Annotated in this window: 18 protein-coding genes; 14 read left to right on the forward strand and 4 right to left on the reverse strand. The window is 54.5% G+C overall.

Annotated elements, in window-relative coordinates; genetic code table 11:
• Positions 1-163: 163 nt before the first annotated feature.
• The 7 genes from galP to ruvX all read left to right on the forward strand — a co-directional run bounded on the left by galP (position 164) and on the right by ruvX (position 5735).
• The gene (galP, locus tag WB237_RS16910) at positions 164-1561 is read left to right on the forward strand and encodes a galactose/proton symporter (RefSeq protein ID WP_336214729.1); all 1398 of its coding nucleotides are present in this window, start codon (positions 164-166) and stop codon (positions 1559-1561) included.
• Between the two features lie 59 nt (positions 1562-1620).
• On the forward strand, positions 1621-2118 hold the full coding sequence (locus tag WB237_RS16915; protein ID WP_114979905.1) for a SprT family zinc-dependent metalloprotease: 498 nt from the start codon (positions 1621-1623) through the stop codon (positions 2116-2118).
• 94 nt (positions 2119-2212) lie between these two features.
• Positions 2213-2920, forward strand: a complete 708-nt coding sequence (gene endA / locus WB237_RS16920; RefSeq protein WP_114979904.1) for a deoxyribonuclease I — start codon at positions 2213-2215, stop codon at positions 2918-2920.
• A 52-nt stretch (positions 2921-2972) separates the two neighbouring features.
• Complete coding sequence (rsmE, locus tag WB237_RS16925) at positions 2973-3704, forward strand: 16S rRNA (uracil(1498)-N(3))-methyltransferase (protein ID WP_336214734.1); 732 nt, start codon at positions 2973-2975, stop codon at positions 3702-3704.
• A gap of 19 nt (positions 3705-3723) precedes the next feature.
• A complete protein-coding gene (gene gshB / locus WB237_RS16930) occupies positions 3724-4671 on the forward strand; it encodes a glutathione synthase (RefSeq protein ID WP_114979902.1) in 948 nt (315 codons plus the stop codon).
• Between the two features lie 87 nt (positions 4672-4758).
• Complete coding sequence (locus WB237_RS16935) at positions 4759-5319, forward strand: YqgE/AlgH family protein (protein WP_028018381.1); 561 nt, start codon at positions 4759-4761, stop codon at positions 5317-5319.
• Positions 5319-5735: a Holliday junction resolvase RuvX gene (gene ruvX / locus WB237_RS16940; protein ID WP_006811925.1), complete on the forward strand. Its 417-nt coding sequence runs from the start codon at positions 5319-5321 to the stop codon at positions 5733-5735. The genes WB237_RS16935 and ruvX overlap by 1 nt, the downstream gene beginning before the upstream one ends.
• Here ruvX and WB237_RS16945 read toward each other — a convergent pair.
• Positions 5729-6727 (reverse strand): type IV pilus twitching motility protein PilT, encoded by a 999-nt coding sequence (locus tag WB237_RS16945; protein ID WP_336214738.1) that lies wholly within the window; start codon positions 6725-6727, stop codon positions 5729-5731. The genes ruvX and WB237_RS16945 overlap by 7 nt on opposite strands.
• A 17-nt stretch (positions 6728-6744) precedes the next feature.
• On the opposite strand from WB237_RS16945, the gene WB237_RS16950 reads away from it, so the two are divergent.
• From WB237_RS16950 to WB237_RS16975, 6 genes are all read left to right on the forward strand, one after another.
• Positions 6745-7446, forward strand: coding sequence for a YggS family pyridoxal phosphate-dependent enzyme (locus WB237_RS16950; protein ID WP_336214740.1), 702 nt, complete (start codon positions 6745-6747; stop codon positions 7444-7446).
• Between the two features lie 21 nt (positions 7447-7467).
• Entirely contained in the window at positions 7468-8034 is a 567-nt protein-coding gene (locus WB237_RS16955) for a YggT family protein (RefSeq protein ID WP_028018384.1), read from the forward strand.
• Entirely contained in the window at positions 8031-8327 is a 297-nt protein-coding gene (yggU, locus tag WB237_RS16960) for a DUF167 family protein YggU (protein ID WP_014885193.1), read from the forward strand. Before WB237_RS16955 ends, yggU begins: the two co-directional genes overlap by 4 nt.
• A 3-nt stretch (positions 8328-8330) precedes the next feature.
• Complete coding sequence (locus WB237_RS16965) at positions 8331-8924, forward strand: XTP/dITP diphosphatase (protein ID WP_028018386.1); 594 nt, start codon at positions 8331-8333, stop codon at positions 8922-8924.
• Positions 8917-10059 carry a radical SAM family heme chaperone HemW gene (hemW, locus tag WB237_RS16970; protein WP_336214744.1) on the forward strand — a complete coding sequence of 381 codons (1143 nt, stop codon included), beginning with the start codon at positions 8917-8919 and terminating at the stop codon, positions 10057-10059. Before WB237_RS16965 ends, hemW begins: the two co-directional genes overlap by 8 nt.
• A gap of 63 nt (positions 10060-10122) precedes the next feature.
• Positions 10123-10485: a DUF559 domain-containing protein gene (locus tag WB237_RS16975; RefSeq protein ID WP_100166387.1), complete on the forward strand. Its 363-nt coding sequence runs from the start codon at positions 10123-10125 to the stop codon at positions 10483-10485.
• Positions 10486-10552: 67 nt separating this feature from the next.
• Here WB237_RS16975 and WB237_RS16980 read toward each other — a convergent pair whose 3' ends face one another.
• From WB237_RS16980 to trmB, 3 genes are read right to left on the reverse strand one after another with little or no spacing between them, the layout of a single operon-like run.
• On the reverse strand, positions 10553-11269 hold the full coding sequence (locus WB237_RS16980) for a DUF2884 domain-containing protein (protein WP_028018389.1): 717 nt from the start codon (positions 11267-11269) through the stop codon (positions 10553-10555).
• A gap of 56 nt (positions 11270-11325) precedes the next feature.
• Complete coding sequence (locus WB237_RS16985) at positions 11326-11652, reverse strand: YggL family protein (RefSeq protein WP_014885198.1); 327 nt, start codon at positions 11650-11652, stop codon at positions 11326-11328.
• Complete coding sequence (gene trmB, locus WB237_RS16990) at positions 11652-12371, reverse strand: tRNA (guanosine(46)-N7)-methyltransferase TrmB (RefSeq protein WP_336214749.1); 720 nt, start codon at positions 12369-12371, stop codon at positions 11652-11654. Before trmB ends, WB237_RS16985 begins: the two co-directional genes overlap by 1 nt.
• 144 nt (positions 12372-12515) lie before the next feature.
• On the opposite strand from trmB, the gene mutY reads away from it, so the two are divergent.
• Entirely contained in the window at positions 12516-13568 is a 1053-nt protein-coding gene (mutY, locus tag WB237_RS16995) for an A/G-specific adenine glycosylase (RefSeq protein ID WP_336214751.1), read from the forward strand.
• The last annotated feature ends 9 nt before the right edge of the window (positions 13569-13577 follow it).

Here is a 13577-nt window from a genome sequence, read left to right on the forward strand (position 1 = left end):
TGCATATCACTCCGTTTACCTCTATATTTTCAAAGCGTTAATTTTATTGACGGTTACAAGTTAGTGTAACCGATTACACCATTGTGATTTGCCTCACATATTTTTGCGGGTCGCTCACCTACCCTTAATATCAATAAAACTGATAACCCAACTGGAGGGCATAATGCCTGACAATAAAAAACAGGGGCGTACGTCCAACAAGGCGATGACTTTCTTCGTCTGCTTCCTCGCAGCCCTGGCAGGATTACTCTTTGGCCTGGATATCGGCGTGATAGCCGGTGCGCTCCCCTTCATCACCGATGAGTTTCAAATAAGTGCCCACACTCAGGAATGGGTGGTGAGCTCCATGATGTTCGGCGCAGCGGTTGGTGCAGTCGGCAGCGGTTGGCTCTCCTTCAAACTGGGCCGTAAAAAAAGCCTGATGATCGGTGCTATTCTGTTCGTGGCCGGTTCACTGTTCTCGGCGGCGGCGCCAAACGTAGAAGTGCTGCTGGTTTCCCGCGTGCTGCTCGGCCTGGCCGTAGGGGTGGCGTCATATACCGCCCCACTCTACCTGTCTGAAATTGCACCGGAGAAAATCCGTGGCAGTATGATTTCCATGTACCAGCTGATGATCACCATCGGTATTTTGGGGGCCTACCTTTCCGATACCGCGTTCAGCTACAGCGGCGCATGGCGCTGGATGCTCGGCGTGATCATCATCCCGGCCATTCTGTTGCTGATTGGTGTTTTCTTCCTGCCGGACAGCCCGCGCTGGTTTGCCGCCAAACGCCGCTTCGTTGATGCAGAACGCGTGCTACTGCGCCTGCGTGATACCAGTGCAGAAGCGAAAAACGAGCTGGAAGAGATCCGCGAAAGCCTTAAAGTGAAACAGTCCGGCTGGGCGCTGTTTAAAGGGAACAGTAACTTCCGCCGCGCCGTATTCCTGGGCGTGCTATTGCAAGTGATGCAGCAGTTCACCGGGATGAACGTCATCATGTACTACGCGCCAAAAATCTTTGAACTGGCAGGTTATACCAACACCACCGAGCAGATGTGGGGTACCGTCATCGTGGGTCTGACCAACGTGCTGGCAACCTTTATCGCCATCGGCCTGGTTGACCGCTGGGGACGCAAACCAACGCTAACACTGGGCTTCCTGGTGATGGCTGTTGGGATGGGTGTGCTCGGCACCATGATGCACGTGGGCATTCACTCATCGTCAGCACAATACTTTGCCGTGGCCATGCTACTGATGTTCATCGTTGGTTTCGCGATGAGTGCAGGTCCACTGATCTGGGTGCTGTGCTCCGAAATTCAGCCGCTGAAAGGGCGTGATTTTGGTATCACTTGCTCAACCGCGACCAACTGGGTGGCAAACATGATTGTCGGCGCAACCTTCCTGACCATGCTCAACAATCTGGGGAATGCCAATACATTCTGGGTCTACTCTGGTCTGAACCTGTTCTTTATTGTTCTGACTATCTGGCTGGTTCCTGAAACCAAACACGTTTCGCTGGAACATATAGAACGTAACCTGATGAAAGGTCGTCCGCTGCGCGAAATAGGCGCCCACGACTAATCCCCTCACGGGGAGGTGCCCCTTGCACCTCCCCGCTTCGCGTTTTATGCTCTGCCCCTATGAAAGCACCCCGTCTCCCCATTGCCATCCAGCAAGCCGTTATGCGCAGCCTGCGGGAAAAACTCGCCCAGGCGAACCTGAAGCTCGGCCGCAATTATCCTGAACCCAAACTCGTCTACCAGCAGCGTGGAACCGCAGCAGGTACCGCGTGGCTGGAGTCTTACGAGATCCGCCTTAACCCGGTATTGATGATGGAAAACCAGCAGGCGTTCATCGAGGAAGTGGTTCCGCACGAGCTGGCACACCTTCTGGTATGGAAACACTTTGGCCGCGTCGCACCTCACGGAAAAGAGTGGAAATGGATGATGGAAGCCGTGCTCGGTGTTCCGGCTCGCAGAACCCATCAGTTCGAGCTGGAATCAGTACGCCGCAATACCTTCTCTTACCGATGCCAGTGTCAGCAGCATCAGCTCACCGTTCGCCGTCACAATCGCGTGGTGCGAGGCGAAGCAACCTACCGCTGTGTCAAATGCGGCGAACCGCTGATCGCGGAATAATCAGCTGAACTTTCAGGAACTTTTCTGATCTGACTGATTGCATACAGGAACAACATTCGTTACGTTGCGGGCTCGTTTTGACACGGAGTGTAAGATGTCCCGTAATTTCTCTCTCGCGGTCGCTTTTCTGACGACGGCGCTCTCTGGCCATGCTCTGGCCGACGGTATCAATAGTTTCTCTCAGGCTAAAGCCGCAGGTGTAAAAGTTAACGCGGACGTTCCCGGTGATTTTTATTGTGGCTGTAAGATTAACTGGCAGGGTAAAAAAGGGATCGTTGACCTGGAGTCCTGCGGCTATAAAGTGCGTAAAAACGAGAATCGAGCCAGCCGCATCGAATGGGAACATGTGGTGCCGGCATGGCAGTTTGGTCATCAGCGTCAGTGCTGGCAGGACGGTGGACGTAAAAACTGCGCCAGCGACCCGGTTTATCGCCAGATGGAAAGCGATATGCATAACCTGCAACCCGCCGTGGGTGAAGTGAACGGCGACCGCGGTAACTTTATGTACAGCCAGTGGAACGGTGGCGAAGGCCAGTACGGACAGTGCGGTATGAAGGTTGATTTTAAAGAGAAAGTCGCCGAGCCACCTGCCCGGGCGCGCGGCAGTATCGCCCGCACCTACTTCTATATGCGTGACCGTTACGACCTCAACCTTTCGCGTCAGCAAACCCAACTGTTCAATGCATGGGATAAGCAATACCCGGTGACGGAGTGGGAATGCCAGCGTGACGAACGTATCGCCAGAGTCCAGGGGAATCACAACCCTTATGTCCAGCGGGCTTGCCAGGCGCAAAAGAGCTAACCTACACTAGCGGCAATTCGCTTACATCGCATGACTAATGGAATTTCTGACTATGCGCATTCCTCGCATCTACCACCCTGAACTGATTACCGCAGGCAGCGAAATCGCCCTGTCTGATGAAGCCGCCAACCACGTTGGCCGTGTGCTGCGCATGGGTGCAGGCCAGGCCATACAACTATTTGACGGCTCTAATCAGGTTTTCGACGCCGAAATCACACGCGCGGATAAGAAAAGTGTCCACGTAAATGTGCTGCGTGGCGAAGTGGATGACCGTGAATCGCCGCTGCATATTCATTTAGGCCAGGTAATGTCGCGCGGTGAAAAGATGGAATTTACCATCCAGAAATCGATTGAACTGGGTGTAAGCCTCATTACGCCACTTTTTTCTGAGCGCTGTGGCGTTAAACTGGACGCGGAACGTCTGAACAAAAAGATCCAGCAGTGGCAGAAAATCGCTATTGCGGCCTGTGAACAGAGTGGCCGCAACCGTATTCCGGAGATCCGCCCGGCGATGGATCTGGAGGACTGGTGTGCAGAAGAGGACAGTGGGCTGAAGCTCAATCTTCATCCGCGCGCCAGCGCCAGCATCAATACGCTGCCGCTGCCCGTTGAGCGCGTACGCCTGTTGATTGGCCCGGAAGGCGGCCTGTCGGCCGACGAAATAGCGATGACTGCACGTTACCAGTTTACTGATATTCTGTTGGGACCTCGCGTTCTGCGCACTGAGACAACGGCACTCACGGCCATTACCGCGCTACAGGTACGGTTTGGCGATCTGGGTTGAAGCATTAACGGAGAAGCACATGATAAAGCTCGGCATCGTGATGGACCCCATCGCAAACATCAATATCAAGAAAGATTCCAGCTTCGCAATGCTGCTGGAAGCGCAGCGTCGTGGCTATGAACTCCACTACATGGAGATGAACGATCTTTACCTGATCAACGGTGAAGCTCGCGCGCGCACCCGCATCGTTAACGTCGAGCAGAACTACGACAAATGGTATGAATTCGGCACCGAGCAGGATATCCAGCTTGCCGATCTTAATGTCATCCTGATGCGTAAAGATCCGCCGTTCGACACCGAATACATCTACTGCACCTACATTCTTGAGCGTGCCGAAGAGAAAGGTACCCTGATCGTTAACAAACCGCAGAGCCTGCGCGACTGTAACGAGAAGCTCTACACCGCCTGGTTCTCTGACCTGACGCCGGAAACCCTGGTAACCCGCAGCAAAGCGCAGTTGAAAGAATTCTGGCAAAAGCACGGCGATATCATCATGAAACCGCTGGATGGGATGGGTGGTGCGTCAATCTTCCGCGTGAAAGAAAGCGACCCGAATATTGGTGTAATTGCTGAAACGCTGACTGAACTCGGCACCCGTTACTGCATGGCACAGAATTACCTTCCGGCCATTAAAGATGGGGATAAACGTGTTCTGGTCGTGGATGGCGAACCGGTTCCTTACTGCCTTGCACGTATTCCGCAGGGCGGCGAAACCCGTGGCAACCTGGCGGCTGGTGGCCGTGGTGAGCCGCGTCCATTGACCGAAAGCGACTGGGAGATTGCCCGCCGCGTCGGCCCAACGCTTAAAGCCAAAGGTCTGATTTTTGTTGGCCTGGATATCATCGGCGACCGCCTGACTGAAGTGAACGTTACCAGCCCGACCTGCATTCGTGAAATCGAAGCGGAATTCCCGATTTCGATTACCGGAATGCTGATGGACGCGATCGAGAAACGTATCCAGAAATAACTTACTAATACTATTAGTGACAGCCCCACAGTTTGTCCGCATACTGGGTGCTGTCGCTTTTTAAACCAGGAAACAGTACCTCTGACAATGAATTTACAGCATCACTTTCTTATTGCCATGCCTGCTCTCCAGGATCCGATTTTTCGCCGCGCCGTGGTTTATATTTGCGAATACAACGAAGACGGTGCGATGGGTATCATCATCAACAAACCGCTGGAAAACCTCCAGGTTGAGGGGATTCTGGAAAAGCTGAAAATTTCGGCTGAAGCGCGCCTGCCGGAAATCCGGCTTGATAAACCGGTGATGCTGGGCGGACCGCTTGCAGAAGATCGTGGTTTTATCCTGCACACGCCGCCTGAGTTCTCTTCCAGTATTCGAATCTCTGATAATACCGTCATCACAACCTCACGCGACGTGCTCGAAACGCTGGGGACTGCAGAGCAGCCTTCTGAAGTACTGGTGGCGCTGGGCTACTCGTCATGGGAAAAAGGCCAGCTTGAGCAAGAGCTACTCGATAACGCCTGGCTTACGGCACCTGCGGATATGAATATCCTGTTTAAAACCCCTATCGCCGATCGCTGGCGTGAGGCGGCGAAACTGATTGGCATTGATATTCTGACCATGCCTGGCGTAGCGGGGCATGCCTGATGAGTGGAACACTTCTGGCCTTCGATTTTGGTACGAAAAGCATCGGTGTCGCCGTGGGTCAGCGCATCACGGGTACTGCCCGTCCGCTAACGGCTCTGAAGGCCAACGACGGCACGCCTGACTGGAATCTGATTGAGCGTCTGCTCAAAGAGTGGCAGCCGGATGATGTTATCGTTGGACTGCCGCTGAATATGGATGGTACAGAGCAGCCACTGACCGCCCGGGCGCGGAAGTTTGCCAATAAAATCCATGGCCGCTTCGGTGTTTCTGTAAAGCTTCACGACGAGCGTCTTAGCACTGTCGAAGCGCGTGCAGGCCTGTTTGAGCATGGGGGCTTCCGGGCGCTCAACAAAGGCAGCGTAGATTCTGCTTCTGCCGTCATCATTCTCGAAAGCTATTTCGAACAGGGCTACTGAGCACAGGGAGCCTGAAGTCGCCCCTGTGCCCGCCTTTCTGCCAGGCTCTGGTCAAAGTTCTGCATCCCCACCTGTTGACCGGTTTGAATGATGCCGGGCAGTTGCCACGTTTTTCCTTCACGAATGAGATTCGCTGCGGCCGCTGTGTTCACCAGCAGTTCATACAGCGCCACGCGACCGCCCTGTAGATCGGGGAGTAGCTTTTGCGCCAGTACCGCCCGCAGGCTGCCGGCCAGTTGATTACGCACCGGATCTTTCTCCTGAGCCGGGAACGTATCGACCAGCCGTTCAATCGCCTGGGATGCACCGCGCGTATGCAACGTTGCCAGCACTAAATGCCCGGTTTCCGCCGCCGTCAGCGCCAGACGGATCGTTTCGCTGTCGCGCAGTTCCCCCAGCAGAATAATGTCAGGATCCTCGCGTAACGCGCTGCGTAGCGCCTCGGCGAATGACGGACTGTGCTGGCCAATTTCTCGCTGCTGTATCAGGCAGCGTTCACTCTGGTACATAAACTCCACCGGATCTTCGAGCGTCAGGATATGGCCGTCAGTATTACGGTTGAGAAAATCGACCATCGCCGCCAGCGTGGTGGATTTGCCGCTGCCGGTCGCCCCCGTGACCAGAATCAATCCGTTGTCGTTCGTTAGCAGTTCCGGCACAGCCCGTGGTACCCCCAGCGAAGAGAGTTGCGGACAGCTTCGCGGCAACAGCCGTAGCGTCACAGAGACCCCTTTCATCTGTTTAAAGGCACTACCGCGCAAACGCTGGCCTCCTGCAATGGTTACGGCAAAATCCACCTGCCCGTTTGCCCACCATGCTCCCTGCTGCTCATCATTCAGCCACCCTTTTAATAATGCCTTGACATCAGGAGGCGGAAACGGTGCCGGTTCAAGATGGCCTAATCTACGCCAGCGAGGTGGCGAATCACTGCACAGGTGTAGATCGGAGACGTTATGCTTTACACTAAGGGCCACAATTTCTTCCACATCCATAGACTACTCCTCGGAAAATGAACGACATTGCGCATAACCTGGCACAGGTCCGGGACAAAATCTCAGCTGCAGCAACACGTTGCGGCCGTGCTTCAGAAGAAATTACGTTACTTGCAGTCAGCAAAACTAAGCCTGCGAGCGCCATCGCAGAAGCAATTGATGCTGGCCAGCGGGCGTTTGGCGAAAACTATGTGCAGGAAGGCGTGGATAAAATTCGCTACTTCCAGGAACAGGGGGTTACGGATCTGCAATGGCACTTTATTGGGCCACTGCAGTCGAACAAAAGCCGACTGGTCGCGGAACACTTCGACTGGTGTCATACCATTGACCGTCTGCGCATCGCTACCCGTCTGAACGAGCAGCGTCCGGCTGAAATGCCCGCTCTTAATGTGCTGATTCAGGTCAACATCAGTGACGAAAACAGCAAGTCCGGCATTACTCTGGACGAACTGGATGCGCTGGCGGCTGAAGTCGCCGCATTGCCGCGTTTAACCCTGCGTGGGCTGATGGCAATACCGGCGCCTGAGTCAAGTTATGAAAGGCAGTTTGCCGTGGCACAGCAAATGGCTGTAGCATTTGAGGCGCTTAAATCGCGCTATCAAACGGTAGACACGCTTTCTCTGGGCATGTCGGATGATATGGAAGCCGCCATCGCGGCAGGCAGCACTATGGTGCGCATCGGTACGGCAATTTTCGGTGCGCGCGACTACTCAAAATAATAAGGAAACCTGAGGAACGCCATGAAGACGTTGACTTTCCTGCTCTCAACGGTCATTGAGCTGTATACGATGGCGCTTTTGCTGCGCGTCTGGATGCAGTGGGCCCGTGTTGATTTTTACAACCCATTCTCGCAGTTTGTCGTGAAAATCACGCAGCCTGTTGTCGGACCGCTGCGTCGTATTATCCCGGCAATGGGTCCCATCGACAGCGCTTCTGTGCTGGTGGCGTTTATTCTGAGCATTATCAAAGCGATTGTGCTGTTTATGGTCATCACCTTCCAGCCGATTATCTGGATTGCGGCGGTATTGATTCTGATTAAAACCGTCGGTCTGCTGATCTTCTGGGTGCTGCTGGTCATGGCAATCATGAGCTGGGTGAGCCAGGGTCGTAGCCCGGTGGAGTACGCGCTGATGCAACTGGCCGAACCTTTGCTGCGCCCGATCCGTAACCTGCTTCCGTCTATGGGCGGCATCGATTTTTCCCCAATGATCCTGGTTCTGCTGCTCTACGTGATCAACATGGGCATCGCAGAGCTGTTACAGTCCACGGGCGATATGCTGCTGCCGGGGCTGTGGATGGCGCTATGAGCGCAGTAAGCACCTGCGCTGACGGGCTGGTTTTGCGGTTGTATATTCAGCCGAAAGCCAGCCGCGACAGTATTGTTGGACTGCATGGCGACGAGTTAAAAGTCGCCATCACTGCCCCACCCGTTGACGGCCAGGCGAACGCGCATTTGACCAAATATCTGGCAAAACAGTTTCGCGTGGCTAAAAGCCAGGTCATCATCGAAAAAGGCGAACTTGGGCGGCATAAACAGGTAAAAATCCTCAACCCGCAATCTATCCCGACGGAAGTCGCGGCTCTGACAGAACAGGACTAAACCATGCAGAAAGTTGTTCTCGCGACCGGTAATGCCGGTAAAGTACGCGAGCTGGCCTCGCTATTAAATGATTTTGGGCTGGATGTGGTTGCCCAGACCGAACTCGGTGTCGATTCCGCCGAAGAGACAGGCCTGACGTTTATCGAAAACGCGATCCTGAAAGCGCGCCATGCCTCGCAGATAACGGGCCTGCCCGCAATTGCCGATGATTCCGGTCTTGCCGTGGATTTTCTCGGTGGCGCACCGGGGATCTACTCCGCGCGCTATTCTGGCGTAGATGCAACCGACCAGCAGAATCTGGAAAAGCTGCTTGTTGCACTGAAAGATGTGCCGGCCGAACAGCGTACCGCGCAGTTCCACTGTGTGCTGGTGTATATGCGTCATGCGGAAGACCCAACCCCCATCGTCTGCCACGGCAGCTGGCCGGGTGTGATTACCCGTGAAGCAGCAGGCAACGGCGGCTTTGGTTATGACCCGATTTTCTTTGTTCCGTCTGAGGGTAAAACCGCGGCGGAACTGACCCGTGAAGAGAAAAGCGCGATATCCCACCGTGGACGCGCACTGAAATTGTTACTGGAAGCGTTACGTAATGGCTAATTTGCCACCTCTGAGTCTTTATATTCACATCCCGTGGTGCGTGCAGAAATGCCCATACTGCGATTTCAATTCGCACGCGCTGAAAGGTGAAGTGCCACACGATGACTACGTTGCACACCTGCTGGCCGACCTGGATATCGATGTACCTTACGCACAGGGACGTGAAGTTAAGACCATTTTTATTGGTGGCGGTACACCGAGCCTGCTGTCAGGTCCGGCGATGCAAACGCTGCTGGACGGCGTGCGTGCTCGCCTGAACCTGGCAGCTGATGCTGAAATCACGATGGAAGCCAACCCCGGCACTGTTGAGGCTGACCGTTTTGTCGATTATCAACGTGCGGGCGTTAACCGTATCTCCATCGGCGTGCAGAGCTTTAGCGAACCGAAGTTAAAACGCCTGGGGCGTATTCACGGCCCGGAAGAGGCGAAGCGTGCGGCAAAGCTGGCGACAGGGCTGGGCCTGCGCAGCTTTAACCTCGATCTGATGCACGGCCTGCCGGACCAGTCGCTGGACGAGGCACTGGACGATTTGCGCCAGGCGATTGAGCTGAACCCACCGCATCTTTCGTGGTACCAGCTCACCATTGAGCCGAACACTCTGTTTGGTTCCCGCCCTCCGGTACTGCCGGATGACGACGCGCTGTGGGATATCTTCGAGCAGGGCCATCAGCTTCTGACCGCTGCGGGTTACCAGCAGTATGAAACGTCCGCGTACGCGAAGCCGGGCTACCAGTGTCAGCACAATCTGAACTACTGGCGCTTTGGCGACTATCTGGGGATTGGCTGCGGCGCGCACGGCAAGGTGACTTTCCCGGACGGACGCATTCTGCGCACCGCCAAAACCCGCCACCCGCGCGGGTATATGGAAGGCCGCTACCTGGAGCGTCAGCACGACGTCGAGGCGGCGGATAAGCCGTTTGAGTTCTTTATGAACCGCTTCCGTCTGCTGGAAGCCGCGCCGCGTAAAGAGTTCGAACTCTACACCGGCCTGCCGGAAGCGGTGATTCGTCCGCAGATTGACGAAGCGCTGGCGCAGGGGTATCTGACCGAGTGTGATGAATACTGGCAAATCACCGAGCACGGCAAACTGTTCTTAAACTCTCTTCTTGAGCTGTTCCTCGCTGAAGATCCCTGAAGGCTGATTCAGGATTTTGCATCCCGTTCTGCCAGCGGAGGGAAAGGCTGGCAGAGTGTGGGGATGGAAAAAATTCGTTCTTATGCAAAACAGCTCAGACGCGAGCTGACAAAAGAAGAAAGACGGCTTTGGTATTTACTGCGCAGTCGCCGTTTCGGAAATTATAAATTTCGTCGACAGCATCCTGTAGGTCACTACATTCTGGATTTCGCCTGCTGCGCGGCTCGTCTGGCCGTTGAGCTGGATGGCGGGCAACATGATGAAAAGCAGGAATACGATCGTCAAAGAACGTGCTGGCTTAATGAGAAAGATTGGCATGTCATTCGTTTCTGGAACAACGAACTCTGGGATAACGAAGAGGCGGTATTAGAAAAGATCCTTGAGACACTGCAAATGCTACAACCCTCACCCCGGCCCTCTCCCTGAAAGGGAGAGGGAGCAAACCATCCCCTCGCCCCTTTGGGGAGAGGGTTAGGGTGAGGGGTGAAATTAATTACTTCAGCGTCCCCACCAGCGCCTTTCGACTATCTTCCAGCGACACCACGCGCTTACACACGTCTTTGCCGAACTGCTGGAAATCATCTTCCTGGTTCTTCCACTCGTTCTGAATTGAGGTCTGCAGGCCACCCAGACTACCCAGCACACCCTGAAGCGGGTTACCGCCGCCCTTCAGCACCGCTTTAGCACCCATCTCGTTGATACTGTCCTGCAGAATGCCGCCCATCGCCTGGTTCACCAGTTGCTGCCCGTCAGCACGGACCTGATCAATCGCTTTGTAGTGGAACGTCAGGCCATCGGTGCGATGCTCAATAATACGGTTCATCTGCTCTTTCAGCTGTTTATCGAGCTTTGTCAGGCGGGAGCGCATATTACTGCTCTCACCCACTTCTTTGGTAATGATCTTGTCCAGCGCAACGCGGCTTTTCTCAACACGCGTCAGAGCGCCCTGGTCAATCCACGGTAGCGCGGTACGCAAATCGGACTGGTAGTCTTTCGCCTGCTCACGCTGCGCGGCAGTCAGGTTGTACACCTTGCCATTAAACGTCACGTTACCATCCGGCGTAATCACCAGATCGCCATTTTCGCCTTTGACCTGCACGGTTTGCGGGCTTAACACCACGTCATCACGTGGGGTGACGCTACATTTGTAATCCGCATGGGCGGTGAATCCGGTTGCCATCAAAGCCACAGCCAGCAACGTTTTGCGCATCTTAAACACTCCCTCAGACAAAATGGGCCAGCTAATGCTGGCCCTTGACTTCTTTATTAGTCCCACCAAACGTCGAAAAGTTCGCTGACGCGGACATCTTCCAGTTTGTGGTCTTCAAGCCATTTACGTACCAGAGCCTGATGTTCTTCGGTGCATTTACCCACTTCCTGGGTGCAGATCAGACCTTCCCATGCCAGATAGCCGCTACCGTCGAAGGCCAGCTTGTTAGGTTCGATCACGTCATTGATGAACGCATCTACGTCCTGATCAATCTGTTCTACACTGGTGCCTTCCGGGAAACGCCACGCAACGGAGAAACCCACTTCCTGGAATTCTTCGATGTGCATTTTTTTACGCAGACGACGGCTACGATTCTTTGCCATTATTTCACCCTCTCGAACATTAAGTCCCATACACCGTGGCCAAGACGATGGCCACGCTGTTCAAATTTCGTTACCGGACGCGAATCCGGACGCGGTACATAGTCATTGCTTTCAGACTGGTTTTTATACCCGTCCAGCGACGACATCACTTCCAGCATATGTTCCGCATAAGGTTCCCAGTCGGTCGCCATGTGGAAGACACCGCCCAGTTTTAACTTACTTTTCAGCAGCTCCGCAAACGGAGCCTGAACGATACGGCGTTTATTATGACGTGCTTTGTGCCATGGGTCAGGGAAAAAGAGCTGAACCATGGTTAAAGAATTGTCAGGAATCATTTTATGCAGCACTTCCACCGCGTCGTGACACATCACGCGCAGGTTCTCTACGCCCTCTTCGTGGGCCGTTGCCAGACAAGCACCGACGCCCGGGGAGTGGACTTCGATACCGAGGAAGTTCTGCTCCGGGCGTGCTTTCGCCATGGTCACCAGCGAGGCGCCCATACCGAAGCCAATTTCCAGCGTGATCGGCGCATCGCGGCCAAACAGCTCGGCAAAATCCAGAGGCTGCTCGCTGAACTCAACGCCCATCACCGGCCAGTAGTTGTCCAGCGCGTGTTGCTGCCCTTTTGTCAGGCGGCCCTGACGGCGGACAAAGCTGCGAATACGGCGCAGCGGGCGACCGTTTTCATCAAATTCCGGTGAAATGACGTCGTTTTTCATAAAAGAGTTGTCTGCTTGTGAGAATGTTCGGGAAACGGGCATTATCCAAAGTTAAGGCGTCTATGCAAGCATGGGAAAGATCCGGTTTACAGCAGATTGACGCTGTGCTGCAATCTGCGTCCCTGATTATGCGAATCGATGACCATGCAAGCCTCTCAATTTTCAGCCCAGGTGCTGGACTGGTACGACAAATACGGGCGTAAAACCCTGCCCTGGCAAATTGAAAAAACGCCTTACAAAGTATGGCTCTCCGAGGTGATGTTGCAACAAACGCAGGTCGCCACGGTAATTCCTTATTTTGAGCGTTTTATGGCGCGCTTCCCGACAGTGACCGATCTGGCCAATGCGCCGCTGGACGAAGTGCTACACCTGTGGACGGGGCTTGGCTATTACGCCCGCGCACGTAACCTTCACAAGGCCGCACAGCAGGTCGCGACGCGCCACAACGGACAATTTCCGGAAACTTTCGACGAGGTGGCGGACTTGCCTGGCGTCGGGCGTTCAACCGCGGGCGCCATTCTCTCGTTGTCACTCGGCAAACATTTCCCGATCCTCGACGGCAACGTAAAACGCGTACTGGCACGCTGCTATGCCGTCGATGGCTGGCCAGGGAAGAAGGACGTTGAAAAACGTCTCTGGGAGATCAGTGAAGACGTGACCCCAGCCAAAGGTGTAGAGCGTTTTAACCAGGCGATGATGGATCTGGGCGCAATGGTCTGCACGCGCTCAAAACCGAAATGCGAACTCTGCCCGGTCAATAATCTCTGTGTGGCATATGCAAACCATTCATGGGCACAGTATCCGGGCAAGAAACCTAAACAGACTCTACCGGAGCGCACAGGCTATATGTTGTTGATGCAACACGGGGACGACGTTTTCCTCGCCCAGCGTCCACCGAGCGGTCTGTGGGGCGGTCTGTACTGCTTCCCACAGTTTGAAGATGAAGGTTTGCTTCGGGAATGGCTTAAAAAGCGCGGGATTGCGGCCGATAAAATGATGCAACTGACCGCGTTTCGTCACACCTTTAGCCATTTCCATCTGGATATTGTTCCGATGTGGCTTCCCGTGTCCTCATTCACCTCATGCATGGATGAAGGCACTGCTCTCTGGTATAACTTAGCGCAACCGCCATCAGTCGGGCTGGCGGCTCCCGTGGAGCGCCTGTTACAGCAATTACGTGCCGGTGCAATGGTTTAGCATCGGCTA

The sequence above is a fragment of the Enterobacter sp. P82 genome (genome assembly GCF_037053385.1).
Lineage (GTDB): Bacteria > Pseudomonadota > Gammaproteobacteria > Enterobacterales > Enterobacteriaceae > Enterobacter.

Bases quoted from the DNA above. Each gene is read 5' to 3' on its own strand.
- galP (WP_336214729.1), top strand. From the start codon at position 164: ATGCCTGACAATAAAAAACAGGGGCGTACGTCCAACAAGGCGATGACT.
- WB237_RS16915 (WP_114979905.1), top strand. From the start codon at position 1,621: ATGAAAGCACCCCGTCTCCCCATTGCCATCCAGCAAGCCGTTATGCGC.
- endA (WP_114979904.1), top strand. From the start codon at position 2,213: ATGTCCCGTAATTTCTCTCTCGCGGTCGCTTTTCTGACGACGGCGCTC.
- rsmE (WP_336214734.1), top strand. From the start codon at position 2,973: ATGCGCATTCCTCGCATCTACCACCCTGAACTGATTACCGCAGGCAGC.
- gshB (WP_114979902.1), top strand. From the start codon at position 3,724: ATGATAAAGCTCGGCATCGTGATGGACCCCATCGCAAACATCAATATC.
- WB237_RS16935 (WP_028018381.1), top strand. From the start codon at position 4,759: ATGAATTTACAGCATCACTTTCTTATTGCCATGCCTGCTCTCCAGGAT.
- ruvX (WP_006811925.1), top strand. From the start codon at position 5,319: ATGAGTGGAACACTTCTGGCCTTCGATTTTGGTACGAAAAGCATCGGT.
- WB237_RS16945 (WP_336214738.1), bottom strand. From the start codon at position 6,727: ATGGATGTGGAAGAAATTGTGGCCCTTAGTGTAAAGCATAACGTCTCC.
- WB237_RS16950 (WP_336214740.1), top strand. From the start codon at position 6,745: ATGAACGACATTGCGCATAACCTGGCACAGGTCCGGGACAAAATCTCA.
- WB237_RS16955 (WP_028018384.1), top strand. From the start codon at position 7,468: ATGAAGACGTTGACTTTCCTGCTCTCAACGGTCATTGAGCTGTATACG.
- yggU (WP_014885193.1), top strand. From the start codon at position 8,031: ATGAGCGCAGTAAGCACCTGCGCTGACGGGCTGGTTTTGCGGTTGTAT.
- WB237_RS16965 (WP_028018386.1), top strand. From the start codon at position 8,331: ATGCAGAAAGTTGTTCTCGCGACCGGTAATGCCGGTAAAGTACGCGAG.
- hemW (WP_336214744.1), top strand. From the start codon at position 8,917: ATGGCTAATTTGCCACCTCTGAGTCTTTATATTCACATCCCGTGGTGC.
- WB237_RS16975 (WP_100166387.1), top strand. From the start codon at position 10,123: ATGGAAAAAATTCGTTCTTATGCAAAACAGCTCAGACGCGAGCTGACA.
- WB237_RS16980 (WP_028018389.1), bottom strand. From the start codon at position 11,269: ATGCGCAAAACGTTGCTGGCTGTGGCTTTGATGGCAACCGGATTCACC.
- WB237_RS16985 (WP_014885198.1), bottom strand. From the start codon at position 11,652: ATGGCAAAGAATCGTAGCCGTCGTCTGCGTAAAAAAATGCACATCGAA.
- trmB (WP_336214749.1), bottom strand. From the start codon at position 12,371: ATGAAAAACGACGTCATTTCACCGGAATTTGATGAAAACGGTCGCCCG.
- mutY (WP_336214751.1), top strand. From the start codon at position 12,516: ATGCAAGCCTCTCAATTTTCAGCCCAGGTGCTGGACTGGTACGACAAA.